This window comes from Pseudochelatococcus sp. B33, from assembly GCF_053570585.1.
Genome location: NZ_JBSEFH010000013.1, coordinates 42,496 through 66,959 on the forward strand (window position 1 = coordinate 42,496; position 24,464 = coordinate 66,959).

Annotated in this window: 22 protein-coding genes; 18 read left to right on the forward strand and 4 right to left on the reverse strand. The window is 62.8% G+C overall.

The window, feature by feature from the left end:
• The first annotated feature begins 42 nt into the window (after window positions 1-42).
• The 13 genes from ACUSIJ_RS15490 (at window position 43) to ACUSIJ_RS15550 (ending at window position 13,866) form a co-directional block, all read left to right on the forward strand.
• Entirely contained in the window at window positions 43-684 is a 642-nt protein-coding gene (locus tag ACUSIJ_RS15490) for a carboxymuconolactone decarboxylase family protein (protein WP_449309309.1), read from the forward strand.
• Window positions 681-1,619 carry an amidohydrolase family protein gene (locus ACUSIJ_RS15495; protein WP_449309310.1) on the forward strand — a complete coding sequence of 313 codons (939 nt, stop codon included), beginning with the start codon at window positions 681-683 and terminating at the stop codon, window positions 1,617-1,619. Before ACUSIJ_RS15490 ends, ACUSIJ_RS15495 begins: the two co-directional genes overlap by 4 nt.
• A complete protein-coding gene (locus tag ACUSIJ_RS15500; protein WP_449309311.1) occupies window positions 1,616-3,391 on the forward strand; it encodes a GMC family oxidoreductase in 1,776 nt (591 codons plus the stop codon). Before ACUSIJ_RS15495 ends, ACUSIJ_RS15500 begins: the two co-directional genes overlap by 4 nt.
• On the forward strand, window positions 3,388-4,821 hold the full coding sequence (locus ACUSIJ_RS15505; protein WP_449309312.1) for an NAD-dependent succinate-semialdehyde dehydrogenase: 1,434 nt from the start codon (window positions 3,388-3,390) through the stop codon (window positions 4,819-4,821). The genes ACUSIJ_RS15500 and ACUSIJ_RS15505 overlap by 4 nt, the downstream gene beginning before the upstream one ends.
• Window positions 4,822-4,946: 125 nt before the next feature.
• Complete coding sequence (locus ACUSIJ_RS15510) at window positions 4,947-6,227, forward strand: 3-isopropylmalate dehydratase large subunit (protein WP_449309313.1); 1,281 nt, start codon at window positions 4,947-4,949, stop codon at window positions 6,225-6,227.
• Window positions 6,224-6,760 (forward strand): hypothetical protein, encoded by a 537-nt coding sequence (locus ACUSIJ_RS15515; RefSeq protein ID WP_449309314.1) that lies wholly within the window; start codon window positions 6,224-6,226, stop codon window positions 6,758-6,760. The genes ACUSIJ_RS15510 and ACUSIJ_RS15515 overlap by 4 nt, the downstream gene beginning before the upstream one ends.
• Window positions 6,757-7,692 (forward strand): NAD(P)-dependent oxidoreductase, encoded by a 936-nt coding sequence (locus ACUSIJ_RS15520; RefSeq protein WP_449309315.1) that lies wholly within the window; start codon window positions 6,757-6,759, stop codon window positions 7,690-7,692. Before ACUSIJ_RS15515 ends, ACUSIJ_RS15520 begins: the two co-directional genes overlap by 4 nt.
• The gene (locus ACUSIJ_RS15525; RefSeq protein ID WP_449309316.1) at window positions 7,689-8,909 is read left to right on the forward strand and encodes a CaiB/BaiF CoA transferase family protein; all 1,221 of its coding nucleotides are present in this window, start codon (window positions 7,689-7,691) and stop codon (window positions 8,907-8,909) included. Before ACUSIJ_RS15520 ends, ACUSIJ_RS15525 begins: the two co-directional genes overlap by 4 nt.
• Before the next feature lie 97 nt (window positions 8,910-9,006).
• Window positions 9,007-9,876 carry a fumarate hydratase gene (locus tag ACUSIJ_RS15530; RefSeq protein WP_449309317.1) on the forward strand — a complete coding sequence of 290 codons (870 nt, stop codon included), beginning with the start codon at window positions 9,007-9,009 and terminating at the stop codon, window positions 9,874-9,876.
• A 12-nt stretch (window positions 9,877-9,888) separates the two neighbouring features.
• The gene (locus ACUSIJ_RS15535; protein ID WP_449309318.1) at window positions 9,889-10,524 is read left to right on the forward strand and encodes a fumarate hydratase C-terminal domain-containing protein; all 636 of its coding nucleotides are present in this window, start codon (window positions 9,889-9,891) and stop codon (window positions 10,522-10,524) included.
• Between the two features lie 189 nt (window positions 10,525-10,713).
• Window positions 10,714-11,730 (forward strand): C4-dicarboxylate TRAP transporter substrate-binding protein, encoded by a 1,017-nt coding sequence (locus tag ACUSIJ_RS15540; RefSeq protein WP_449309319.1) that lies wholly within the window; start codon window positions 10,714-10,716, stop codon window positions 11,728-11,730.
• A 127-nt stretch (window positions 11,731-11,857) separates the two neighbouring features.
• The gene (locus tag ACUSIJ_RS15545) at window positions 11,858-13,171 is read left to right on the forward strand and encodes a TRAP transporter large permease (protein WP_449309320.1); all 1,314 of its coding nucleotides are present in this window, start codon (window positions 11,858-11,860) and stop codon (window positions 13,169-13,171) included.
• A gap of 173 nt (window positions 13,172-13,344) precedes the next feature.
• Window positions 13,345-13,866: a TRAP transporter small permease gene (locus ACUSIJ_RS15550; protein ID WP_449309321.1), complete on the forward strand. Its 522-nt coding sequence runs from the start codon at window positions 13,345-13,347 to the stop codon at window positions 13,864-13,866.
• A gap of 101 nt (window positions 13,867-13,967) precedes the next feature.
• Here ACUSIJ_RS15550 and ACUSIJ_RS15555 read toward each other — a convergent pair whose 3' ends face one another.
• Together ACUSIJ_RS15555 and ACUSIJ_RS15560 are read right to left on the reverse strand one after the other, a co-directional pair.
• The gene (locus ACUSIJ_RS15555) at window positions 13,968-14,720 is read right to left on the reverse strand and encodes a GntR family transcriptional regulator (protein WP_449309322.1); all 753 of its coding nucleotides are present in this window, start codon (window positions 14,718-14,720) and stop codon (window positions 13,968-13,970) included.
• A gap of 182 nt (window positions 14,721-14,902) precedes the next feature.
• Complete coding sequence (locus ACUSIJ_RS15560) at window positions 14,903-16,519, reverse strand: GMC family oxidoreductase (protein WP_449309323.1); 1,617 nt, start codon at window positions 16,517-16,519, stop codon at window positions 14,903-14,905.
• Between the two features lie 213 nt (window positions 16,520-16,732).
• Between ACUSIJ_RS15560 and ACUSIJ_RS15565 the strand changes: the two genes are divergently transcribed.
• On the forward strand, window positions 16,733-17,365 hold the full coding sequence (locus ACUSIJ_RS15565; protein ID WP_449309324.1) for a glutathione S-transferase family protein: 633 nt from the start codon (window positions 16,733-16,735) through the stop codon (window positions 17,363-17,365).
• Between the two features lie 116 nt (window positions 17,366-17,481).
• Here the strand turns inward: ACUSIJ_RS15565 and ACUSIJ_RS15570 are convergent, their stop codons facing one another.
• Window positions 17,482-19,050 (reverse strand): ABC transporter ATP-binding protein, encoded by a 1,569-nt coding sequence (locus tag ACUSIJ_RS15570; RefSeq protein ID WP_449309325.1) that lies wholly within the window; start codon window positions 19,048-19,050, stop codon window positions 17,482-17,484.
• Window positions 19,051-19,334: 284 nt separating this feature from the next.
• The gene (locus ACUSIJ_RS15575; RefSeq protein ID WP_449309326.1) at window positions 19,335-20,363 is read right to left on the reverse strand and encodes an L-idonate 5-dehydrogenase; all 1,029 of its coding nucleotides are present in this window, start codon (window positions 20,361-20,363) and stop codon (window positions 19,335-19,337) included.
• 199 nt (window positions 20,364-20,562) lie between these two features.
• Between ACUSIJ_RS15575 and ACUSIJ_RS15580 the strand changes: the two genes are divergently transcribed.
• The 4 genes from ACUSIJ_RS15580 to ACUSIJ_RS15595 all read left to right on the forward strand — a co-directional run bounded on the left by ACUSIJ_RS15580 (window position 20,563) and on the right by ACUSIJ_RS15595 (window position 24,463).
• Window positions 20,563-21,435 carry a transketolase gene (locus ACUSIJ_RS15580; protein ID WP_449309327.1) on the forward strand — a complete coding sequence of 291 codons (873 nt, stop codon included), beginning with the start codon at window positions 20,563-20,565 and terminating at the stop codon, window positions 21,433-21,435.
• Window positions 21,432-22,430, forward strand: a complete 999-nt coding sequence (locus ACUSIJ_RS15585) for a transketolase family protein (protein ID WP_449309328.1) — start codon at window positions 21,432-21,434, stop codon at window positions 22,428-22,430. Before ACUSIJ_RS15580 ends, ACUSIJ_RS15585 begins: the two co-directional genes overlap by 4 nt.
• A gap of 101 nt (window positions 22,431-22,531) precedes the next feature.
• A complete protein-coding gene (locus tag ACUSIJ_RS15590) occupies window positions 22,532-23,350 on the forward strand; it encodes a shikimate dehydrogenase family protein (protein WP_449309329.1) in 819 nt (272 codons plus the stop codon).
• Between the two features lie 51 nt (window positions 23,351-23,401).
• A complete protein-coding gene (locus tag ACUSIJ_RS15595; protein WP_449309330.1) occupies window positions 23,402-24,463 on the forward strand; it encodes a glycerol dehydrogenase in 1,062 nt (353 codons plus the stop codon).
• Window position 24,464 lies beyond the last annotated feature (1 nt).

Sequence of the window (24,464 nt, forward strand, 5' to 3'; positions counted from 1 at the left end):
GCCTGCCCTTCCTGATTGTTTCTCATTTGTTAAGGAGTTCTCGTGGCTCGAATTCCCTTTCCCGATGAGGGCGTCATGACGCCCGAGCAGCGCAAGGTCTTCGATGCCGTCGTGGCGGGGCCACGCGGGGCGCTGATCGGACCGCTTCGCGCAGCCTTGCATCGGCCGGACCTGGCCGAGGTCTGGCAGCAGTTTGGCGCCATGCTGCGCTACGGAACGAGCTTGCCGTTGCGCCTGTCCGAACTCGCCATCCTGGTGACAGCGCGGCGCTGGAACAGCCAGCTCGAATGGCACGTGCATTCCGCCACGGCCCTGAAGGCCGGGCTCGATCCCGATGTCATCAGGGCTCTGAGCGTAGGCGAAACGCCGGAGTTCGGCGAAGAGGACCAAGCGGCGATCTACGAATTCGCCCGCGAGCTTCAGATGACCGGCGAGGTGAAGGAGAAAACCTATGCGCTTGTCCGTGACCGGTGGGGGCCTCTCGGTGTGGTCGAACTGACGACGCTGATCGGCTATTACACGCTCGTGTCGATGACGCTGAACGCGCATCACATCCCGCTGCCCGACGGAGCCGAGGCGCCGCTGCGGCCATGCCACCCCCCGGGCCAGCAGTCCGACTTCGACGTCACCCTGACCGATATCGCGGCCTCCACGCTGCGTCCGTCGATGGAGAAACGGACATGACCGGTGAATTCGATCCGGTCCCGGCCCGGATGCCGACCCCTCCGAAGCGTCCGCTGCCGCCTGGCGCCTGCGATACCCATACCCATGTATTCGGCCCTTTCGACCGGTTCGCGGTGCCTGTGCCTTCGAGCTATGCTCCACCAATCGCGCCACCGGAGGTCCACCAGGACATGCTCGATCGCGCGGGCTTCGACCGCGCGGTGATCATCCAGCCGGCCCCTTACGGCACCGACAATGGCGCGTTGCTCAGCGCGCTTCGGGGCCGGCCCCATGTGCTGCGCGGCGTGGCGGTTCTTGCCGCTGACGTCACCGAGGACCAGATGCATGTGCTCCACGCGGCGGGTGTGCGCGGCCTGCGTTTCAGCGAGATGAAAGACCCGCGAAGCGGCGGGCGCTACAAAGGCAGCATCGGCATAGACGATTACATCCGGCTCGCACCCCGCATGCGCGAATTCGGCTGGATTCCGCATGTATGGGCCAAATGCGCCGACCTTGCCGAATTCCTGCCGACGGTTCTGGAATCCGGCTTGCCTTTTGTCGTCGACCATCTTGCGGCGATCGATACGGCCAGCGGTGTCGACGATCCGGCTTTCAGATCGGTCCTGCGCCACCTCTCCGAGGGGAGGATCTGGGTGAAGCTCTCGCTCTGCCGCAACTCGACCCGGGCGCCCGGCTATGAGGACGAGCGGCCGTTTCACGACGCGCTGATCCGCGCCAATCCCGATCGCCTGTTGTGGGGCTCGGACTGGCCGTTCGTGCGGATGTACGAAAAATCGCCCGATGTCGGGCAGCTTGTCGACGTCTTTGACGCCTGGGTCGGAGACGATGACCTGCGGACGAAGATCCTCGTCACCAATCCGGCCGGGCTCTATGGCTTCGGTGACGTTGCCGCCGGCGCGGCCGGCGCGACGAGGGCGGGGGAGGGCGCGAAATGACGACCCGTCTGGATGAGCGTCTGGCCGGCCTTGCTCCCGACTATCTGATCGTCGGCGGCGGTTCCGCGGGTTGCGTGCTCGCCGCGCGGTTGTCGGAGGATCCGGGAACGCGGGTGCTGCTGGTCGAGGCTGGTCCGGACGTGTGCGAGGACTCCATGCCGGATGCGATCCGCTCCAGCTATCCGAGCAAGGCGTTCTTCACGCGGGAATATTTCTTTCCCGACTTCTTCGCCCGTTTCGGCGACGTGCCATCGGCATGCGGGCGCGAGCGGCCGCTGGCGCGCTACGAGCAGGCAAGGGTGCTCGGCGGCGGCTCCACGATCAACGGGCTTTGCGGGAACCGCGGTGCGCCGTCCGACTACGACGAATGGGTCGAACTGGGCGCCGAAGGCTGGGGCTGGTCAAATGTGCTGCCCTATTTCCGCGCGCTTGAACGTGACCTTGATTTTGCCGGGGACTTCCATGGCGCCGATGGCCCCGTTCCGCTGCGGCGTCTGAAGGAAAGCCAGACTGCCGGCTTCGTCCGGCGTACCGTCGCGGTGCTGAAAGCGCAGGGCTTTACGGCACTGGAGGACCAGAACGGCGAATGGCGTGACGGTGTCATGCCTGTCGCCATCACCGCCAACGAGGCGGAAAACCGCGCCTCTGTTGCAATCTGCTACCTGACGGCGGCCGTGCGCAGGCGGCCCAACCTCACCATCGTCACGGACTGCCAGGTCGCGCGGCTGGTGTCCGACCAGACCGGGATCATCGGCGCGGAGCTCGTATCGGGCGGAGAACCGCTGCGGGTCCTTGCGCGGGAGGTGATCGTTAGCTGCGGCGCCATCAACACACCGGCGCTCCTGATGCGCAGCGGTCTCGGGCCGGCGGCGGCGCTGCGGGAGGCCGGTGTTGCCGTCCACCGCGATATACCGGGGGTCGGAAAACACCTCATGGAGCATCCGGCGATCGGCATCAGTTGTTTTGTGAAACCCGGCCAGCGTCATCTGGACCAGACCCGCCACCATACGCAGGCGCACCTGCGTTTTTCGTCCGGCGTCGAGGGTTGCCCGTCTGGCGACATGCATATGGCGGTGCTCGCGCGTTCGGCATGGCACAGGGTCGGCGGCCAACTCGGCACCTATTACCTCTGGATCAACAAGGCGTATTCCCAGGGGCAAGTGCGGTTGAGATCGGGGAACCCGGATGCTCCGCCGGATATAGACTTCCGCCTGCTTTCCGATCCGCGGGACCTGAAGCGGATGCGCGAGGGATTCCGAAGGATCGCGGCTCTGGCGCTCGATCCGGGTCTCGATGACGTCCGGTTGGACGTGTTTCCGACGGCATTCTCGGACCGGGTGCGCAATGTCTCGCTCCCGGGCCGCTGGAACGCCTTCCAGACGGCTGTGCTCGCGACGATCCTTGATTTCGCGCGTTTCGCGCGCCCCTATCTGATCCGCAGGCTGATCGCTCCCGTCGACATCCGCAGCCTGCTCGCAGATGACGTCATCCTCGACGACTATCTCCACCGGACGGTCGTGGGCGTCTGGCATGCAGTCGGCACCTGCCGGATGGGGCCCGCTGACGATCCGCTCGCGGTCACCGACAACGAGGGCCACGTTCATGACGTGCCGGGCCTGCGCGTCTGCGATGCCTCGCTGATGCCGTCGGTGCCCTGCGCCAACACCAATATTCCAACCATCATGATCGCTGAACGGGTCGCGGACCTGATCAAGGCCGAGACAAGACGGGCACAGGCGGACCAGGGGCGAAAACGGGAGGTTTCCATATGACGAGGGATGTTCTGTTGTTTCTCGATGGCAAGTGGGTTCCCGGTTCCGGCGGCAGGCGCTTGCCGGTCGTCAATCCGGCCACCGAGGCGGTGGTGGGGTCCGTCGCGGTGGCAGAGCAGGCCGATCTCGACATCGCGCTTGCAGACGCGGCGAAGGGGTTCGATGTCTGGCGGCGGACCTCGCCTGTCGAGCGTGGCAAGGTGTTGCGCCGCGCCGCCGAACTGCTGCGCCAGCGTGTCGACGAGATTGCCCCGGTTCTCACCAGTCAGCAGGGCAAAACCCATTTCGAAGCGGCGTATGAGGTGAATGCCAGCATCGAATCCTTCGAGTGGTTTGCGGAAGAGGCCCGCCGCGCCTATGGCCGCGTCATCCCGCCACGCATCGAAGGCGTCTACCAGCTCGTGCTGAAGGAGCCGGTAGGCCCCGTCGCGGGCTTCGTGCCATGGAATTTCGGCATGGGACAGGCCGCGCGCAAGGTGGGAGCAGCCCTTGCCGCTGGCTGCTCGATCATTCTCAAGGGGCCGGAGGAAACGCCGAGCGCCTGCGCCTTCCTCGTTCAGGCGCTGGTCGACGCCGGGCTTCCGACCGGCGCCGTCAGTCTCGTGTTCGGCGTGCCGGCGGAGATTTCCGAATATCTCATTCCGCATCCCGTGGTGCGCAAGGTGTCGTTCACCGGCTCGACGGCGGTCGGCAAGCATCTCGCCTCCATGGCCGGCCGATACATGAAGCGGATCACGATGGAGCTCGGTGGCCATTCGCCGGTGATCGTCACAGATGACGTGGATATCGAGCCTGTCGCGAAGATCCTGGCCGGCGCGAAATTCCGCAACGCCGGTCAGGCCTGCGTCTCGCCCACGCGTTTCCTGCTCCAGAAGGCCATCTACGAACCCTTCGTCGAGACCTTCGTGAAGCTGGCTTCCGAGGTGAAGGTCGGAGATGGATCCAGCGAGGGCGTGCAGATGGGACCGCTGGCGAACGTCCGCCGCCTGCAGGCGATGGAAGCGCTGATCGGCGATGCCGTCGATCGCGGGGCCAGGATCAGGCTCGGCGGAAAACGCATCGGCAATATCGGCAACTTCTTCGAGCCGACGGTGCTGACCGACGTCCCGCTCGACGCGCGCATCATGAATGAGGAGCCTTTCGGACCGGTGGCTCTTATGCAGCCCTTCACGGATATCAATGAGGCGCTGGTCGAGGCGAACCGTCTCGACTACGGTCTCGCCACCTATGCCTTCACCCGCTCGAACGTCGACGCCAGCAAGATCGCGGCGCAGGTCGAGGCAGGCATGGTGTCGATCAACAATTTCGGCCTTGCCTATCCGGAAATCCCGTACGGCGGCATCAAGAACAGCGGCTACGGGTCCGAAGGCGGCAGCGAGGCGATCGAGGCTTTCCTGTCCACCAAGTTCGTGTCGCAGGCGCCACTCTAGGGATTACGCAGGCTTCGCGTTTTCGTAAGCCGCTCAAATGATTCCGGCTTTTTGTTTCCTCGCGTTTTCGAACCGAAAAAACGGCATCCGCCTTTCGTGAAAACGCTCTAACGGCAGTCACTTTCATGGGTCAGACAGTTGTTCAGAAAATCATCGCACGGGCGGCAGGCCGCGAGAGCGTCGAGCCGGGCGAATACGTGAGCGTCTCGCCAGACTACACCTGTTGTCAGGACATTTCCTGGCCCGCGCGCAAGAAGATTATGGAGGACGCGGGCGTCGACCGGATGGCGCGGCCGGACAAGCTGGTGATGGTGGTCGATCACACCACGTCCGCCGGCATGGGGACGATCTATTACAGGAACCACAAGGAGATGCGCGAATTCGCAGCCAAGCATGGCGCGAATTTCTACGCTGCAGGCGCCGGTCTGCGCCATCAGGTGCTGGTGGAGGAAGGGTTCGCGCGGCCGGGGCTTCTGGTTTTCTCCGACGAACCGAACATTGCGAGCATCGGAGCCGTCGGCGCGCTGAATCTTGCGGTTTCGACCGAGGTCGTCGTCACCGCGGTGCTGAACGAAAACTGGATGGTGGTGCCGCGTCCGGTGAAGATCTCGCTGACCGGTACGCTTCGGCCGGGCGTGCAGATCCGCGATTTCGCGCAGATCCTGATCCGCGATTTTGCCCAGACGGACGTGCTCAGCCAATCCTGCATCGAATATGCGGGGCCGGGTGTCGCGGCGTTGAGCCTCGACGAGCGTCAGACGCTGCTCGCCTGCACATACCACGCCGGCCCCGATACGGCGCTCATGCCCGTCGATGAAAAGGCGCTGGAATACGCCAGAGCGAGGGCCGTCGGGCGGCCGTTCGAGCTCTTCACTGCCGACGCGGACGCGCAATATGTCTTCGAGGCAGATTACGATCTCTCGGCCGTCGAGCCGATGATCACCGTGCCGCCGGAACTCCACACGGTCGCGCCGGTACAGGAGCTGATCGGCATGCGGATCGACCAGGCCGCGATCGCCTCGTGCGCCAACAGCCGCATGGAGGACCTGAGAATTGCCGCGCAGATGCTCGCGGGCTGCAGGATCGCGCCGCACGTGACGATGTACATCACGCCCGGAAGCCGCGAGATCTATGCCCAGGCGGGCCGCGAGGGACTGCTCTCGATCTTCGCCGAAGCGGGCGCCACCGTGCTCGCGCCCGGCTGCACCACCTGCTGGGGGTACGAGGGCGTCCTGAATGACGGCGAAATCTCGGTCTCGACGCATCAGATGAACTATCACGGCCGCAACGGCAGCCGCGAGGCGCGCGCCTATCTCGGCAGCCCCTATCTCGTCACGGCTTCGGCGCTCGCCGGTTCGATCGTCGATCCGCGTGACTATGTCCTGCCGACCGGGAGGGCCGCATGAGCACCATCAGGGGAAGGGTCTGGAAGTTCGGCGACAATGTCAGCGCCGATAACGGCATCATCCAGTATTCCAAGGTTCCCGACCTTGGTTCCTACGATATTCCGGCGCTCAAGCAGATGCTTTTCGTGCTGCTCGATCCCGATTTCCCGTCCAAGGTCCGGCCGGGCGACATCATCGTCGCGGGTCGTAACTTCGCCCATCACAGCCATCCGCATGCCTGCGTGGCGATGCTCGAATCCGGCATCCGGGCGTGCATCGTCGACTCGACCGATTCCGCCCTCATCCGCAAGGGCCTGAATCTCGGGCTGCCGATCGTGCCCTGCCAGGGCGTAACCGGGATAGTCGAGACAGGCGACGAGCTCGAAGCCGATCTGGAAGCAGGGTTCGTGCGCAATATCCGCACCGGTGCGCGGCTCGGTTTCCGCCCCTATTGCGAAAGCATGCTGCAGGTTTGGCGTCTCGGCGGGCTCGCTCCCGCCCTGCGCGAACGTGTGGCGGCCGCCAACGCCGTTCTCCAGCGAGATTTGACATGAGCGCTTCCAGGATCGTCATCGCCGCAGCCATTCCGCCGGAGCTGCGCGCCGTGCTGGCCGCCGACCACGAACTCGTCGAATTGAAGCGCGGCCCGGAAGTCCTGCCGGGTCACGATGTCGCTGTCACCACCAGCATTGCCGGGGCAGACAGGGCGTTGATGGATCAGCTTCCCGACCTGAAGCTGATTGCCTGCAACGGCACCGGGCTCGAGAATATCGATCTCGATGAGGCGGCGCGGCGCAACATCATCGTGCGCCACACGCCGGACGAGGTGACCGACGATACGGCCGACTTCGCCATTGCCCTGATCTACGCCACGTCCCGGCGCCTCGCCGAAGCCGACCGCTTCATGCGGGCAGGGCGCTGGGCGAGGGAGCGCATGACGCCCTCGCGACGTGCCTTCGATCGCACCATCGGCATCGTCGGTCTTGGCAAGATCGGCCGGACGATTGCCCGGCGTGCGACGGCTCTCGGGATGACGGTGCTCTATACCGGCCCCCGCAGGAAGCCGGACGTTCCCTACGAATATGTGCCCGATATCGGCATCCTGGCCCAAAAGGTCAGCATGCTGGTGTTGAGCTGCCCGGGCGGCCCGGAGACCCATCATATCGTCAACGGCGACGTGCTGAGGAAGCTCGGCCCCGAAAGCACGCTTATCAATGTTTCGAGGGGAAGCGTCGTCAACGAGGACGATCTGTTGCGGGCGCTGGAGGACAAGGCGATCGCCGGCGCGGGGCTTGACGTCTTCGCCTCCGAACCCGGATTCGATCAACGCTTCCTGGCCTTCGAGAATGTCGTGCTGGTGCCCCATTATGCGGCGGTTACCACGGAGACGCGCTTCGGAATCGCCAATGCGCTCGCAGGCGCCATACGTGATCTGCGCGCCGGAAAGCCGGTGTCGAATGCCGCTGCCAGGAACGAAAACACATGATGGGCCAGCTTTCGCATATCCGGGTGCTCGATCTGAGCCGCATCATGGCGGGTCCGTGGGCCGGGCAGATCCTGGCGGATCTTGGCGCGGACGTCATCAAGGTCGAGCGGCCGGGAGCCGGGGACGACACGCGTGCCTGGGGGCCTCCTTTCCTGAAGGGCCTTGGAGGGCGGCAGTCCGACGCCGGTTATTTCCTCTCGGTCAATCGCGGCAAGCGCTCGGTGGCGCTCGATCTCTCGACGCCGGAAGGCCAGGAAGCGGTTCGCAAGATCGCGGCGCAGTCGGATATCGTGCTCGAAAACTTCAAGGTCGGCACGCTGGCGCGTTACGGACTTGCCTATGAGGATCTGAAGAAGGTCAATCCGGGGATCATCTATTGCTCGATCACCGGTTTTGGCCAGGACGGTCCGCGCAAGGACCATGCGGCCTATGACTTCATGATCCAGGCGCTCGGCGGGCTGATGAGCGTTACTGGCGAGGCCGACGACCGCCCCGGCGGCGGACCGCAGAAAGTGGGCGTTCCGATCGTCGATATCATGACCGGCATGTACGCGGCGATTTCGGTGCTTGCGGCGCTGAGCCGCCGCGAGCAGACGGGTGAGGGAAACTACATCGATATCAGCATGCTCGACGTGCAGGTGTCGTTTCTCGCCAATCAGGCGATGAACTACCTCGTGTCCGGCCGGCCGCCGGTGCGCACAGGCAACGGCCATCCGAACATCCAGCCGCAGGACGTCTTCCGCTGCCGCGACGGCCATATCGTGCTCGCGATCGGCAATGACGGGCAGTTCGCCAGGCTCTGCGCGGTGCTGGACGAACCGGATCTCGCCCGCGACGACCGTTTCGCGACCAACGCGCAGCGGGTCATCCATCGCCCGGAGCTGACGTCGATCATCCTGAAGCGGCTGGCCGGCCGCGACATGGCGGATTGGTGCGAACGGCTGGCGGCGGCCGGCGTGCCGGCCGGGCCGATCAACACGATCCCGATGGTTCTGGAGGATGAACAGGTCCGCCACCGCCAGATGGTGGTGAAGGTGCCGCATCCGGTGGCGGGCGAGGTTTCGCTGATCGCGAGCCCCATGCGTTTCCGCAACGCGCCGATCACCTACGACCGGCACCCGCCGCTCGCCGGTGAACATACCGACGAAGTGTTTCGGGAGCTTCGCCTGGCTGAGTCCGGAGAGGCCGGCCGGCGCCCGGATGGGAAGAAAACGTGAGTGCGATGCCCGAGCATGTGTTCGGCAAGATGGGCCGGAAAGAAAACGGGCCGGTCCGGACGCTGGTTTTCGAGAATGTCGAAGCTGGGGAACAACAATGGCTATCACCTATGAAGCGGTGAGGGATCTGACGGCCAATCTGTACGAATGGTCGCTGAAGCGGATTCCGGACGATACGAAGCTGGCGCTTGAGGCCGCTATCGCCACGGAAACCAACGACGGCGCCAGGAAGGTGCTCGCCATGATGCGCCGCAGTGCCGACCGCGCGGAAAACACCGACCGCTTCGTCTGCTCGGACTCGGGTGTTCCCGTCTACTTCATCAAGATCGGCAGCGGCGCCCGTTTCGAAGGGGACGTCAAGCGCGCCATCAAGGAAGGCTTTGCCCGCCTCGTTGAGACGATCGAACCGCCGATCCTGAAGCACGTCACCAATCCGCTGACGCTGGAGCGCAGTCACGCCGGCAAGGATATGCCGATCATCACCTGGGACGTGATCGATGGCGCCGATTACATCGATATCACCTGCGCGCCGAAAGCGCTGGGATCCGGCCGCTGGGCGGACCTGGAGATCTTCAGCTTCCCGAGCCTCGAGGAGATCGAGAAATACATTCTCGAAGTGGTGGTGCGGTCCGGCTCGCAGCAATGCCCCCCGGTGGTGGTCGGCGTGGGCATCGGCGGGACTTTCGATTACTGCACCAAGCTCGCCAAGATGGCGACGCTCCGCCCGATGGGCTCGGTCAATCCCGAACCGATGCTGGCGGATATGGAGGAGCGGCTGTTGAAGGCCATTAACAGGCTTGGCTTTGGGCCGATGGGCACCGGCGGCGATACGACGGCGCTCGCCATCCATATCGACTACGCTTCCGGCCACGGTTTCACGCCGGTGGCGGTGTGCTTCAACTGCTGGATCAATCGGCGTACACGGGCCCGGCTCTATAATGACGGCCACGTCGAACGCGTCGAGTAGGAGGCTGGAATCATGTCGAAAACGCATCACGTCAAGCTTCCGGTGACGGCCGAACAGGTGCGGGAGTTCGCCCTGGGCGACCTCGTCGTCATCGACGGCGAGATCATCATGACCGCCGGTGTGCCGACCCATAACCGGATCATCGAACATATCGAAGGCAGGCGCGATCTGCCGTTCTCGCTCGATCATGCCGCTTTCTTCCATCTGCCCAGCTACAACATCGACACGCCGGAGGGGATGAAAATCCTCTACATGAATCCCACGACCAGCACGCGGTTCAACCCGCTGATGCCGCGGATCATCCGGCACTTCAACCTGCACATCGTCTGCGGCAAGGGCGGGCTCGATGCGGAAAGTGCGCGGGCCATGAAGGAAGTCGGCTGCGTCTATCTGTCGATCCTCGGCGGGGGCGCCACGCTCCATTCGGATGCGATCCGGGAGCTGGTCGACGTCGGCTGGACCGATCTCGTATCGCATTACCGCCTGGTCAAGCTGCGTGTCGAGGGGCTGGGCCCGCTGACCGTCGGCATCGATGCCCATGGCAATAACGGCTATGAGAAGCTCGAAGCACAGGCGCGGGCGATGCTGCCCGAGTTGATGGCTGAACTCAACGCCACGCGCCTGAAACCTGCCACCGGTTCAAAATAGCGGAAGTTGAGGAGGTGCAACATGATGGTGTGAAATAGAATAGAAGTAATTTTATTTCATACGTATAAGTATAAGAAAGAAAAAATATCCTTGGTATCAAGTGTGTCTCAGAAACACCCGAACCGCGGCACGCTACCGGCGGTCTCCGTCGCCGTTGAGCAAAGCAAGGCTTTTCCGAGGGAGGAAGAAATGAAACTGACAACTATAATGTTTGCTGCCGCCGCTCTGGCGGCGGCGTCGTCCACGCAGGTTTTGGCGCAAGACTATCCGAACGTCAACATCCGTTTCGGCCATTCGGTGTCCGCGACATCGGTCAGTTCGCTCGCTGACGCCTGGGTGGCGGAGGAGATAGCCAAGCGCTCCAACGGCAAGGTCAAGTTCAATATGTTCTGGGCGGGCGCAGCCGGATCGCCCGCCGAGATCTTCGATCTGGTCAGCACCGGCGCGCTCGATGCCGCCGCCGTCACCCCGAGCTGGTACGCGGCGAACCTGCCTTTTTTCGCGCCGTTGAGTTCGCTGCCCTTCGCCTACCCGGATATCGCCTCGGCGCAGAAGGTGGCGAATACGCTCTATTCGGAAATGCCCGCCCTGCAGGATGAAGCGAAGTCCAACAACCTGCACGTCCTGCGCTTTGCACTGAACAACAATTATCATCTGATGTGCGCCCGGCCGCTCAGAACCGTCGAGGATTTCAAGGGCCGGAAAATCCGCAGCCAGGGCGATTTCCTGCCGCTGGTTCTGGACGCCCTGGGCGCTACGCCGGTCAATGTGCTGCCTGGCGAATTCTACGAAGCCTTGCAGCGCGGTTCGGTGGATTGTATCGCGCTTCCCTGGGACTTTCTTGTGTCGAACCGTCTCTATGAAGTCGCGAAATACGCCTCGAACGTCAATTTCGGACCGGTCGTCGCGCATGTCAGCATGATGAATCTCAACAAGTGGAACAGCCTGACACCGGACGTGCAGAAGCTGATCGCCGATGTCGAGAAGGAGGCCGAAGCCTACGATCTGGATGTCGTGACCAGGTCGGAGACGAAGTCGCTTGAGACGCTCAGGGCAAACGGCGTCGAGATCATTGATTTTCCGGATCAGGCCAAGGTCGAGGCGCTGATTCCGGATCTTCTGGCCGTCTGGGCCGAACGCATGGCCAGGAATGGCAACGGCGAGAAGGCGCAAGCCGTCGTCGCGCGCTGGAAAGAAGTGCGCTGACTCCCACCCCCGCCGCGGCGGCATCATGCCGCCGCGCACGCCTTCATCTATCCCTTGGTCCCTTTTTGCAGGGAAATTCCGTGTCCGGTGGAGCCGAGCTCCTCGCGAGTTGGGTGGGGTGTTTTCGATGTCGGATCCTAATTTGATTGCGGGCGGCTTCACCATCGTCATGCTTTTGCTGATGGCGCTTGGCGTTCCCGTTGGAATTTCTCTCGGCACGGCGGGTCTCGGCGGCCTGATGCTGATCGGCGGTTCGCCGCTGGCGCTGGGACAGCTCTATTCGGTTTCCTACAGCGTAACGGCGAATTACGCCTTCGCGGTTTTGCCGACCTTTCTGTTCATGGGCAATTTGGCCATGGCGAGCGGCATGGCCGCGGAACTGTATCATGCGGCCGACCGATGGCTCGGACACAAGCGCGGCGGGCTCTATCTCGCGACGATCTGCGGCGCGACCGGTTTTTCCGCGATTTGCGGCTCGCCCCTTGTCAACGCGACGGTCTTTACCCGTCTGTCCTTGCCGGAGATGCTGAGGCTCGGCTATTCGAAATCTCTTTCCGGCGCGTGTATCGCCTCGGCCGGCACCCTGGCGGCGCTGATCCCGCCCAGTATCGGCATGGTCGTCTACGGCATTCTGACCGAGCAATCGATCGGCAAGTTGATGATCGCCGGCATCGTGCCCGGCATCATAACGGCTGCCGGTTACTGCATCATGGTGTCGGTCATGGTGCGGATCAATCCCGCGCTTGCGCCGGCGAAGCGTATGCGCGCGCCGATGCACGAAAGAATGCGCGCGCTTGGCAGCACCTGGTCTATCATTCTGCTGTTTCTGTTCATCATGACGGGAATCTACGGCGGCTTTTTCTCGCCGTCTGCCGCCGGGGCTGCCGGCGCCTTCGGCGCGCTCATCATCATCGCTGCCCGCCGGCGACTGACCTTCAGCTTGCTGAACGCCACGATCATGCGATCGGCGGAAACGACGGCGATGCTCTTCATCATCGTCATCGGCGGCATGATCTATTCGCGCATGCTCGTGCTCAGCGGCTTCGTCACGAATATCGTCGATTTCACCGAGGGGCTGGAACTCAGTTCCACCATGTTGCTCCTGATCATCGGCCTCATGTACGTGGTGCTCGGCTGCTTCATGGAAGGGCTTTCGATGCAGCTGGTGACGATCCCGTTCGTCTTTCCGATCGTGATGGCGGCGGGCGTGGACCCGATCTTTTTCGGGATCATGGTCATCGTGCTGATCGAGATCGGCGCCATCACGCCGCCGATCGGGCTGAACCTGTTCGCGACCGTAGGCGCGGCAGACGGCATGCTGAAGATCGAGGATATAGCCCGCGGCATCCTGCCCTTCGTGACCTTCAACATCATTCTCCTGGTAATTTTCATCTTCTTCCCGCAGCTTGTGCTGTGGGTTCCCAACAATATGAGCTTCTAGTGTATTTCCGCTTTTTCCGAATCGCAGAAAGGCTCTATCTTCATGTTTAAGCAGGAGCTTTTCCAAAAAGCGGTATCCACTTTCGGGGAACATGGTCCAAGTTTTTGATTTTGAGCGAATGCTGATCGGGACGCGCTCCGGATGATAATGGGAGCTTTCAGGGAGGAGCTACTATGGACAGAGTACTTCATGCCTTGAACAAGGCCGCTCTCTACGTGGGCGGTCTCAGCATTCTCTGCATCACGCTTCTCGGAGGCGCCGACATCCTGAGCACGTTCATTTTCGACCAGCCGATCCATGCCGTCTACGAAGCGACACAGACGCTCATGGTGATGTCGGTATTCCTGGGGCTCGGGATGGTGCATCTCAACCGCTCCTACATCTGTGTGGATCTCGGTTTCGATGCCATGCCCCGGCTTGGAAAGCGTTTCAGCGAACTGGTTTCGCTGTTGCTGATGCTGTTGTTCTTCGGGGCTTTGGCGTGGCGCGGCTGGAGTCAGGCGCTCAGTAGCTGGAGGATTGGCGAATACTCGACCGGCATCATAGCATTCCCGATTTATCCGGCACGTTTCGCGCTTGCGATCGGCAGCACGATTGCGGTCGCCTGCTGCATCGTCGATCTCCTGAAAGGCGGGCGTTTCCGCAAGCCGCAGGATCTGGCCGCGCGGGAAAAAGGCGAACTTTCCGCCAGCTAGATCAGACAATCCCGTCACATCGGCAAATGCTCTGGAGCGCCTGATATCCAGGCTGAATCGCGTCGCTTCCGATGCTCGCCACGCCATGTTCGCCGGTCACGTCAGCGGAGCTTCAGATCCAGCCGGACAAGATCGCCGCGATAGACAGCAATACCGATGAAGACCAGCGTTCCACTCACATCCACCGCCGAGCGATGGATGATCGCGACCGGCGCATTCAGCGGGATATTCAGGAGATGCGATATCTCGCTGTCCGCCGTGCCGATGGTCAGCGTCTGCCGGGCATCCGTCACTTCGACGCCGGCGACATCGGCGATCAGGCGCATCGAGGTCTTGGTGGTGAGGGCGTCCTCGGAAATGCGTTCCTCAAGCCGCTGGTCGATATAGACCTCGGCGACCAGGAAGGGCGTGTCGGCGCGCCAGTGACGGCGCCGCAAGTGCCAGTAGGAAGGAGCCTGGGTGCCGATCGGATGGATAAGGCCGACGACCTCCTGCGTATGCTGGCGCGACAGGACTTCAATTGTAGCCCCCTCGCGGGCGTTCAGAAGGCCGGCCCAGTTTGTCTCAACCTGACACCAGAGTGCCTCCTGCGGGCGGAAGGTGACGAAGGTGCCCTTGGCGCGGTGGCGCTCGATGAAGCCGTCGCTCTCGAGGATCGACAGCGCCTGGCGGATGGTGGCGCGGGCGACATTGAACTCGGCGGAGAGCTGATCGACTGTCGGAATCTGCTGGCCCAATTGCCAGATGCCGGTTTCGATCCGCCGCCGAAAAAGGGTCGCCAACTGGATATAGCGCGAGACGCTGCTGCGGTTGAGGTCGACCGGGGCAACGCCGGCTGCAGTTGATGTTCTCACGGTATCAATTCTCCGGGCATGGTCATTCTGACACGCACTGGCACGCAACAAACGGGTGGTCCGGCCATTGCCTGTCTTGCATCTATTTCAGAAGCTGCTCAAAAGTCAAATAGTCAATCAATTGACATTTAGCAAGCCGACCGCGGAATGCCTCTGGGATTCCGGAGCCGCACCGGAGGCCGTCAGTGCATATCCTCCAGGATCATGCCGGAACCTTTCCATCCCGTGGCGACCGCGCCGGCATTCAGATTCCCGCTGAGAACCGTGGGGAAAATCGAGGCATCGACGATACGCAAGCCTTGCACGCCGTGCACCCGAAGCCTTGCGTCGACGACGGCACGCGTTTGATCGGGGCCCATGCGGCAGGTGGAGCAGGGATGATAGACGGAGGCGCTGCGGCGATGCAGATCGTCCACCATGTCGTCATCGGTGACGCATTGGGGACCGGGAAGAATCTCCTCGACGATCAACGGGGCCAGAGCGTCGGTCGCGGCGAGCTTCCGGAGGAATTTCACACCTTCGAGCATTTCCGCGATATCGCTATTGGTCGAATAGGCGTTCGGCTCGATCTTCGGTGCTGCGTGCGGATCGCTGGAGCGGATAGTGATCCGGCCGCGGCTCGTCGGCCGACAGTTGGAAACGGAGAGCGAGAAGGCCGGAAAGGGATCGGGAGACAGGAAAGGGCGCTCGCCCGGCCGCGGAATGACGGTCGAGAACGGCTGGAAATAGAGCTGGATGTTCGGCTGCCTGCGATCGGGGCTGGTGCGCACGAAACCGCCCCCCTGATTGATGCTGGCTGCGAGCGGGCCGGAGCGCGACAGCAGATATTTCGCGCCGACCTTCAGCTTGCCGATGAACGGTCTGAGGATCTGGTTGAGCGTCGGCACACGCGAGCGATATGTGTATTTTATCGCAAGATGATCCTGCAGGTTCGCGCCGACATTCGGGTTGTCGTGGACGACAGGTATGCCGAGCTGCGTGAGCGGCGTTGCCGGGCCGACGCCGGAAAGCTGCAGAAGCTGAGGGCTGTTGACCGAGCCGGCGCAGAGAATGACCTCCCGGTTGGCGATCGCCCGCTCGGTTTGGCCATTGCGAAGATATTCGACGCCCACCGCGCGTTTTCCCTCAAAAAGGATGCGGCGCGCATGGGCTTTCATCTCGATCTTCAGATTGGCGCGCTTCATGGCCGGGCGGAGAAAGGCCCGGGCGGCGGACATGCGGAGGCCGTCCTTGGTGGTGATCTCGTAGACGCCGATGCCGTCCTGGTCGGCGCCGTTGAAATCCGGATTGACGGACAGGCCGGCTTCCTTGCCCGCCTTGACGAAGGCATGCGTGAGCGGATGGACGAGCGGCGTCTGATCGGAAACGTAAAGCGGCCCGGAGCGGCCGCGCCATTCATCCCCGCCGATTTCCGCATGTTCGATGGCCTTGAAGGCGGTCAGCATGTCGGCATAGCCCCAGCCGGGATTGCCTTCCTCACGCCAGTCCTCGAAATCCTGCCGGTTGCCGCGGATCCAGACCATGGAATTGACCGAACTCGATCCGCCGAGGATCTTTCCGCGCGGCCAGTGATCCCTGTTTCCGGCAAGGCCAGGATCGGGTTCGGCATGATAACTCCAGTTCACGCGATGATCGAAGAAAGTCTTGCCAAAGCCGAGAGGCATCTGGATGTAGAAGTGCATATCCGTTCCGCCGGCCTCCAGCAGCAGCACCGTATGGCGGCCGTTTTCCGTCAGCCGGTTTGCGACGACCGAGCCGGCCGAGCCGGAGCCGACCACCACAAAATCGAAACTTCCCATTTGAAGCGCTCCTCCTCATTTTTCCTATTGGTGTAGTGACGCATCCTATAAAAGTCAATCATCTGTTCTTTAGGACTTAAAGCGATGGGCTGCGTCACCCTGCCTCTCTTGAGGAGCGACGCTCGGAAATCCGCGCGGTTCGATGGCAAGTCGTAAGATCCTATGATACAAACTATTGACCATATGCCTCAAGCCATCGGAAGGAGGGGATATTTGGCCACCATTCTCTATTCTCGCGCGTCGCCTTACGGGGCGAAGGCGCGCATGGCTGCCCGCTTCGCGGAATATGAGGCGCAGGCTGTGCTGGTCGATACCTTCAATCCCGAGCCGGATTTCTTGAAACGAAATCCGCTTGGAAAGATACCGGTCCTGACAAGCGACGATGGGCGCGATATCTACGATAGCCGCGTGATCACGCAATTCCTTGATGGGCATTCCGGCGGCAAGTTGTTTCCGCGCGACGATGCGGAACGACTTGCAGCCTTGCATCTGGAGTCGCTTGCCGACGGGATCAGCGACTGCCTGCAAGCCATCATGTCGGAGCATCGCTTCCGCCCGGATGAGAAGAAGCACGCGCCCTGGATCGATTGGCTGTGGTCCAAGGTCGAGCGATCGCTCGATGTCCTGGCGGGAGAGCCGCCCGCTTTCGAAAGGGGACTGCATGCCGGCCATATAGCGCTGCGCGCCATGCTCGGTTATCTGGCTGTCCGTTTCGCCGGGCAGTGGGAGAAGGGGCGGGAAGACCTTGCCGCATGGGCGAAAAACTTCGACGCCGCCTATCCGCAACTCGCGGAGCTCCTGCCACAGACGCCGGTCGTCACGCCCTCCGCGCTATCGGAAGCCTGACCTGTTATCCGACGCAAAAACAGCATATGGTGAGTTTGAAGGCAGTCCTGGACCCGACGCTCCGCTGTCTTGACGTTGCCATGGCCTGATCGAGGCATCAGAAACGCGGTCATTGGCTACCCCAGCCTTATCGTCTGATCGCCCGGACGGATCATGGATGTCCTGTGCGTAACGGCGATGATCGTGAGTTGATCGGCGAAGCTGCGCAGACAGTCCATCACCTGGCGTTCGGTTTCCTCGTCGAGAGCCGAACTTGCCTCGTCAAGGATGAGAATGCCCGGTTCGCCGTAGAGGGCGCGGGCAATGGCAATTCGTTGACGCTCGCCGCCGGACAACTTCAGTCCCCTTTCGCCCACCACGGTGTCGAAACCGTCCGGCATGGCCTCGATCCGCGACAGGATCGAGGCTTGTTCGGCCGCAGCCCGAAGGCGGTCTCGATCGAACGGACGTCCCAGCACGATGTTGGTGGACAGGCTATCGTTGAGCAGCACCACGTCCTGCGGCACAACGCCGACATAGGAGAACCAGTTCTCGCTGGTCACGCGGGCGAGGTCGATGCCATCGACAAGGATCTGTCCCTCGGTGGGGCGCAGCCCCTTCAGGAGCAATTTCAATACGGTCGACTTGCCTGATCCGGTCTCGCCGGTCAGGAAGAAGGGCGTCCCTCGCCGGGCAATGAATGACAGGTTCGAGACGCCGCGTCCGTTCGTATAACGGTAGCTGACATTCTCAAAAGCAACCGTTCCGTTTGCCGGTCGATAAGGGATGGGGTCTTCGGGCTCGCGCTCCTCCGCGGCCATCCACATCGCAGCCAGAGGCCGGAAACGAGCCGCCGCCTCGACACTTTCCTTGATCATCATGCCGATCAGATGGAAGGGCTCATTGAGCTGGAGCAGCAGCGTGTTGAACAGCACGATATCGCCAATCGACAGGAGCCCTGCGTCATAGCGGGGCACGAGAAGCAGGAACGTGATTGCGAGTTGCAGCGTCGCCACGATCCCCAGGGCTCCGCAGAAGACGCTGCTCGCCAGGGCATAACGGCGCCAGTTGGCGAAGGTTTCTCCCGCGCTGGCGGCAAAACGCGCTGTGATCCAGCTCTCGCCTCGGGTCTGACGCAACGTATCGATAAGCGCAACCGCATTGCCGACGAGACGAGCGTTTTCCTGGCTCCTCGCCATCGCGGCATCGAGGAAGGGAGACACCCGTCCGATGCGGATATAGTCCAGCGCTATCACGATGATCCCGTAGACCAGGACGATCAGCGCCGTTTCCCAGCTGACGAGGCTCGCCAGGAGCATGGCACTGAAGATGATCTGGATCACGCCCGGTAGCAGACCACCGATGCCGAGCTGGACAACGATGTTGAGGGTCTGCTCGCCTTCACGCCGGGCATTCCCGATTTCGACGGCGTTGTGTTCCACGAAAAACTCGGGTGTCTTATGCAACAGGCGAGCAAAGAAAGACGAGTTCGCAATGAAACCGAGGCGTTCGGCGCACATGAAGACAAGAAAGCGCGCCGCTTGCCCGAACGCTATCGCGGCGCCGAAAAGCAAAGCGTAGAAAAGCAGTGTGCGCAGAGCGCCATCTGCGCCTGATCCGGCCGCCAGGGCATCGATGGCGCGGGAGAACAGATAGGGCGCCGCGATTGCGGCGAGCGCACCGGCAATCGCAGCCGCGACAACCATGAGAGTCGTCCAGCGTGCGTCGCGCCAATAGGTCAGCAGCAGCGTCCTCAGGATCGGGACGATGGCGATACGGTTTGCGGTCATGACGGCCTGTGATGCTTTGCGGTGTCGAGGGCTATAAAATCACCTTGAAGCAATACTATGGCCATAAAGAAAGCGGCCGCTCATGGGCCGCTTGCTCAAGAGCCGCTTTCGGCCAGGCGAGACGCCACGCCGAGTGACGCAATCGTGCGACAACGCACGCTATGCGGTGAACGTCGACGGACAGGTTGTTCGGCGACCTGTCAAGGCGTATTACCGAACTGGATCTGGACCTTCATCGATCGGGCGCGATCCGAAGCGATGTCGAGCGCCTGTCTGATGTCGTCGAGGGGCAGGCGATGAGTGATCAGAGGCCGGAAGTCCAGGACTCCCGCGCAGATCATTTCCACCGCTTCGCCGAATTCCGCGTCGAAACGGAATGTGCCCTGCAATCCGATTTCCTTGACGACCAGCCGGCCAAGCGGGGCGGTCACGTCGCCGGACAGCATGCCGACCTGCACAAGCGAACCGCGCGGCCGCAGGGCATCGATGGCGGTGGCCACGCCATCAGGGTGGCCGGAGCATTCGAAAGCCAGATCGAAGTGGTCGGCATCAGGTTTCAGGCCACCGGCAACGTTCAAGGTCTCGTGCGCGCCGACGGCGCGAGCAATGGCCAGCGCCCTGTCGTTGATGTCGGTTGCCGTGACGTGAATCGCTCCGCCAAGCCTCGCGAGCATGACGATCAGCAGCCCGATCGGACCTGAGCCGGTGACGAGAACGCGTGTGCCGAGCATCGAACGGCTGTGCTTGACCGCATGGAGGCAGACGGCGAGGGGCTCGGCGAAAACGGCGTCCGCCAGCGGGACATGGTCCGGCAACGGGTGCAGCTGGTCCTCATGACAGATGAGATATTCGGCAAAACCGCCCTGTACATGGGGCGTCCGCATGGCGCTGCCGATGAAGGTGCCGTTCGGGCAGTGCACCGCGTCGCCGCCGATGCAGGTCGGACAGCGCCGGCAAGGGCGGCTGGGGTTGATCGCCACCCGCTGGCCCTCGTGGAATCGCCCCACGCCTGCGCCCAGGGCGTCCACCGTGCCCGCAACCTCGTGCCCCAGGGTCAGCGGCTCACGCAGCGCGATCGTGCCGTTTTTCCCCTGCCGGTAGTAGTGCAGGTCCGAGCCGCAGATGCCGCCGACGTCGATTCGCAGGCGCAGTTCGCCCGGGCCGGGTGCGGGCAACGGACGCTCCTCGATGCGCAGGTCGCCCGCCGCGTGGAGAACCGAGACTTTCATTGACATTCCTCCCATTCGTGATTGTGCCACCGGCGGAACATTTTCCTATGCAGTCACATCTGACAACATATATGATGCATGATGCTTGACGCAAGGAAGCTCTCTCTCTAGTCTTTGCGCTAACGGGATCGGTGTGGCGCCGGTCCCTCGAGAGGAGGAATGCTGTCCCCAAGGGACAGCGAATAAAAAGGTCAATGCCTTGACAAACAAGCCGATAACACCCGAGCAGATTGCCCGGCTGCGGGAACGCGCGCAATTCGTACGCCTCGAAACGATCCGCCTGATCAGCATCGCCAAGGTCGGGCACTATTCTTCGGTCTTTTCCTGTGCCGAGATATTTGCGTCGCTCTATTATGACGTGATGAACATCCGCCGGGGCGACCCCGCTTATCCGGAGCGCGATCGTTTCCTGATGGGCAAGGGCCATGCCGCGGTCGGGCTGTTTCCGATCCTGGCGGACTACGACTTCTTCCCCAGGGAATGGCTCGACAGCTACACCCGTCTTGGCAGCCCGCTGGGCGATCATCCGGACATGCGCAAGGTGCCCGGCATTGACTTCAGCTCCGGCTCGATCGGCCACGCATTGTCCAACGGCGTCGGCATGGCGCTTGGTGGCCGGATAACGGGCAAGGATTTCAATGTATTCGTCCTGCTGGGCGACGGCGAGATGCAGGAAGGCCAGGTCTGGGAAGCCGCACTGCTGGCGGGCAGCCGGCGTCTTTCCAGCATCATCGCCATTGTCGACCGCAACGGCTACCAGCTCGACGGCAAGGTGGACGATGTGGTCGCCATCGAGCCCCTCGACGAAAAATGGCGCAGCTTCGGTTGGGAAGTACACGTCGTCGACGGTCACGACGTCGAGGAACTGACGCTGAAGCTGCGTGAGGTCAAGGCGGACCGGTTCCGCGAGCGTCCGTGCTGCGTCATCGCCAGGACACTGAAGGGCAAGGGGATCGGCTATATGGAAACCGAACCCGGCTGGCATCTGGGTTATCTCGGCCCCGAGGACGAGGCACGCGCCCGTGAGACCATCCTCGCCAGTGCCCGGCATGAGAAAGGTGCCCACCCATGAATGCGCCGAACACCCAGTCCAATCCGTCCCTGCTGAGTGAAAACTCCTGGCAGTATCGCGATCTCAATACGCGCGCGCCGAGCCTGTCGGTTCTCTCGGATACGCTGATCGAATTGGCCGAGGCGGGACATCCGGTGGCCGCAGGCACCGCCGATCTGCAGCATTCGAACGGTCTTGTCAGCTTCGCCCGCCGCTATCCCGAGCGTTTCGTGCAATTCGGCATTTCCGAGCAGAACATGGTCTCCGCTGCGGCCGGCATGGCGACCACGGGGCTGATCCCCTATGTCGCGACCTTCGCCTCGTTCCTCGGCCTGCTCGCGTGCGAGCAGATCCGCATGGACGTGGCCTATTGCGCCCAGCCCGTGCGCCTGATCGGCCATCATACCGGCATATCGCTCGGCTTCTACGGCACATCGCACCACGCCACAGAAGACATCTCCACCATGCGGGCCATTGCCGATCTGGCGGTGATCTCGCCCGCCGACGGTGCGCAGTTCCGCCAGCTCATACGGGAGTCGGTCTCCTATCCGCAGCCGATCTATTTCCGCATCCACCGCGGCCACGATCCGGTGGTCTACGATGCTGAGGAGACGTTCGGGATCGGCAAGGCCAAGGTCCATGCCATCGGCAGCGATGTGACGATCATCGCCTGCGGCATGCCCGTCCATGGCGCCAGGGCGGCAGCGGAGGCGCTGAACGCACAAGGCCATTCGGTCGGCCTGATCGACATGCACACCGTCAAGCCGCTTGACGTCGAGGCGGTGCTGGAGGCGTCCCGAAACTCGCGCGTTGTCCTGACTGTGGAAGAGCATAACATCCTCGGCGGTCTCGGCGCGGCAGTGGCCGAGGTGATGGCGGAGAACCCGCAGAAGGCGCGTCTCGTGCGCCACGGCATCAAGGACGAATACGCGCTGATCGCACCGCCGACGCACCTCTACCGTCATTACAAACTCGATGCGGCGGGGATCGAGGAGGTCGCAAGGGGATTGATCTGAACACGCCGGGCCCGCCGGTCGTCGTCATGGCCGCGGGCGGGCACAGCCGAGACAACGAACCGGCCCTGAAACCGGATGGTGCGACGGGGAGGGAGAGGCTTATGGAGATCGACGGTACGACGCGGGTCGTCGTGCATCTGGCATATCCGTCCGGGCATCTGAAAACGCCGCAACTCTTCAATGCGCGCGTCGCGGAGCGGGGGATCGGCGCGGTCCTGGTGCCGTGGCAGGTCCATCCCGACAACCTGCGTCAGGTGGTGGACGCCCTGCGGCTGAGCGAAAGCGTCGCGGGGATGATCGTCACCATTCCGCACAAGGAGGCGGTTGCACGGCTCTGCGACCGGCTCGACGGTCCGGCGGAGCGGCTCGTGGTGGCCAACGTGGTGCGCAAGGCCGAAGACGGTGCGCTGATCGGGCGCATGCTCGATGGCGTGGCATTCGCCGAGGGGCTGCGCAATGCCGGCCACCGGCTCGCCGGCGCGCGCGTCCTGATGGCCGGCGCAGGGGGCGTTGCGATCGCGATCGCGGACGCGCTGCTCGCGGCGGGCGTGACGGAATTGCGCGTCACCAACCGCACGCAGGCGCGCGCCGAGAAGCTCGTCTCCGCGCTGGCGGCGGACTACCCTGGCCAGACGGTGGGCCTCGGCACCCGCGATGCGGACGGCGTGGATATCGTGGTGAATGCCACCGCCCTGGGCATGCACGACGATGATGAACTGCCCGTGTCGCCCGATGCTTTCAAGCCCGGCGTGGTGGTGGCGGAAGTCGTGATGTCGCCCGAGGAAACGCCGTTGCTGCGCGCGGCGCAGGCGCGCGGCGCCACCCCCCATCCCGGCCGGCATATGCTAAGCGGCCAAATCGATTCCTTCATCGATTTCGTTCTCGGTCCCGAGAGGCCGACTGCCCGAGCGGCCGATTGAGTGAGGGGTACAGCGGCAGACAGGATTTTGAAAGGACAGGACATGATCATCATGGGTGCGCCCCGCCGCTATGTTCAGGGGGCGGACATTATCGACACTATCGGCGCCGAACTGAAGGCGATCGGCCATTCGGCCGTTTTGCTGACCGACGCAAGGGTCGGCGGGATCGTCGGCGACCGCGTCGCGCAAAGCGCCGCCGCGGCGGACGTGGCCGTCACTCCCCTGAATTTCGCCGGCGAGATCACCTATGCGGAAATCGCCCGTCTCGCCGGGGAGGCCAGGGACAAGGGCTTCGACATCGTGATCGGGGCCGGCGGCGGCAAGACCATCGATACCGGCAAGATCCTGAGCCGCGAAATCGGCGCCAAGTTCGTTTCGCTGCCCACGGTTGCCTCCAATGACAGCCCGACCAGCCATATCGCCGTGATTTACGACGAGAACCACAAGCTGGTGGGGGTCGAAAAGAACAGGGGCAACCCCGAACTTGTGTTCGTCGATACGGCCATCATCGCCAAGGCGCCGCTGACGTTGCTGTCGGCCGGCGTGGGGGATGCGCTGGTGAAATGTTTCGAGGTCGAGCAATGCATCGCCTCCGGAGGCCAGAACGTTTTCGGCGCCAGATCGCCGCTATCGGCGCTGGCGCTGGCCCAGGCTTGCTACAGGACCGTGCGCGCCCACACCGCCAAGGCTTTCGAGGCCGCGCGCCGCGGCGAGCCGGATGACGATTTCGAGGCGCTGGTCGAAGCAGCCGTTCTGATGAGCGGCCTCGCGTTTGAAAGCGGAGGGCTTTCAGTGTCCCACGGCATGACGCGCGGCCTGTCCGCGGTGCCCGCGATCGCCAACGCCCTGCATGGTCATCAGGTCGCGTATGGCCTCCTGGTGCAGCTGGTCCTGGAAAAGCGCGACGATGCGTTCCTGGCCGATATACGCGATTTCTACAAGACGGCGGAACTGCCGCTGAAGCTTGCCGATCTCGGTCTTGAGAAAGGCAGCAATTCGGCCCTGGGGATCATTGCCGACGCGTCCGCCGGGGCGGCGCACATGAAGAAATTCATTTATCCGGTGACGGCGGAAGGTATTCTTGCCGCTATCCGCACCATTGAATCCTGGTGAA

Coding starts and splice junctions, on each gene's coding strand:
- ACUSIJ_RS15495 (WP_449309310.1), top strand. CDS start 681: ATGACCGGTGAATTCGATCCGGTCCCGGCCCGGATGCCGACCCCTCCG.
- ACUSIJ_RS15500 (WP_449309311.1), top strand. CDS start 1,616: ATGACGACCCGTCTGGATGAGCGTCTGGCCGGCCTTGCTCCCGACTAT.
- ACUSIJ_RS15505 (WP_449309312.1), top strand. CDS start 3,388: ATGACGAGGGATGTTCTGTTGTTTCTCGATGGCAAGTGGGTTCCCGGT.
- ACUSIJ_RS15510 (WP_449309313.1), top strand. CDS start 4,947: ATGGGTCAGACAGTTGTTCAGAAAATCATCGCACGGGCGGCAGGCCGC.
- ACUSIJ_RS15515 (WP_449309314.1), top strand. CDS start 6,224: ATGAGCACCATCAGGGGAAGGGTCTGGAAGTTCGGCGACAATGTCAGC.
- ACUSIJ_RS15520 (WP_449309315.1), top strand. CDS start 6,757: ATGAGCGCTTCCAGGATCGTCATCGCCGCAGCCATTCCGCCGGAGCTG.
- ACUSIJ_RS15525 (WP_449309316.1), top strand. CDS start 7,689: ATGATGGGCCAGCTTTCGCATATCCGGGTGCTCGATCTGAGCCGCATC.
- ACUSIJ_RS15530 (WP_449309317.1), top strand. CDS start 9,007: ATGGCTATCACCTATGAAGCGGTGAGGGATCTGACGGCCAATCTGTAC.
- ACUSIJ_RS15535 (WP_449309318.1), top strand. CDS start 9,889: ATGTCGAAAACGCATCACGTCAAGCTTCCGGTGACGGCCGAACAGGTG.
- ACUSIJ_RS15540 (WP_449309319.1), top strand. CDS start 10,714: ATGAAACTGACAACTATAATGTTTGCTGCCGCCGCTCTGGCGGCGGCG.
- ACUSIJ_RS15545 (WP_449309320.1), top strand. CDS start 11,858: ATGTCGGATCCTAATTTGATTGCGGGCGGCTTCACCATCGTCATGCTT.
- ACUSIJ_RS15550 (WP_449309321.1), top strand. CDS start 13,345: ATGGACAGAGTACTTCATGCCTTGAACAAGGCCGCTCTCTACGTGGGC.
- ACUSIJ_RS15560 (WP_449309323.1), bottom strand. CDS start 16,519: ATGGGAAGTTTCGATTTTGTGGTGGTCGGCTCCGGCTCGGCCGGCTCG.
- ACUSIJ_RS15570 (WP_449309325.1), bottom strand. CDS start 19,050: ATGGTTGTCGCGGCTGCGATTGCCGGTGCGCTCGCCGCAATCGCGGCG.
- ACUSIJ_RS15575 (WP_449309326.1), bottom strand. CDS start 20,363: ATGAAAGTCTCGGTTCTCCACGCGGCGGGCGACCTGCGCATCGAGGAG.
- ACUSIJ_RS15585 (WP_449309328.1), top strand. CDS start 21,432: ATGAATGCGCCGAACACCCAGTCCAATCCGTCCCTGCTGAGTGAAAAC.
- ACUSIJ_RS15590 (WP_449309329.1), top strand. CDS start 22,532: ATGGAGATCGACGGTACGACGCGGGTCGTCGTGCATCTGGCATATCCG.
- ACUSIJ_RS15595 (WP_449309330.1), top strand. CDS start 23,402: ATGGGTGCGCCCCGCCGCTATGTTCAGGGGGCGGACATTATCGACACT.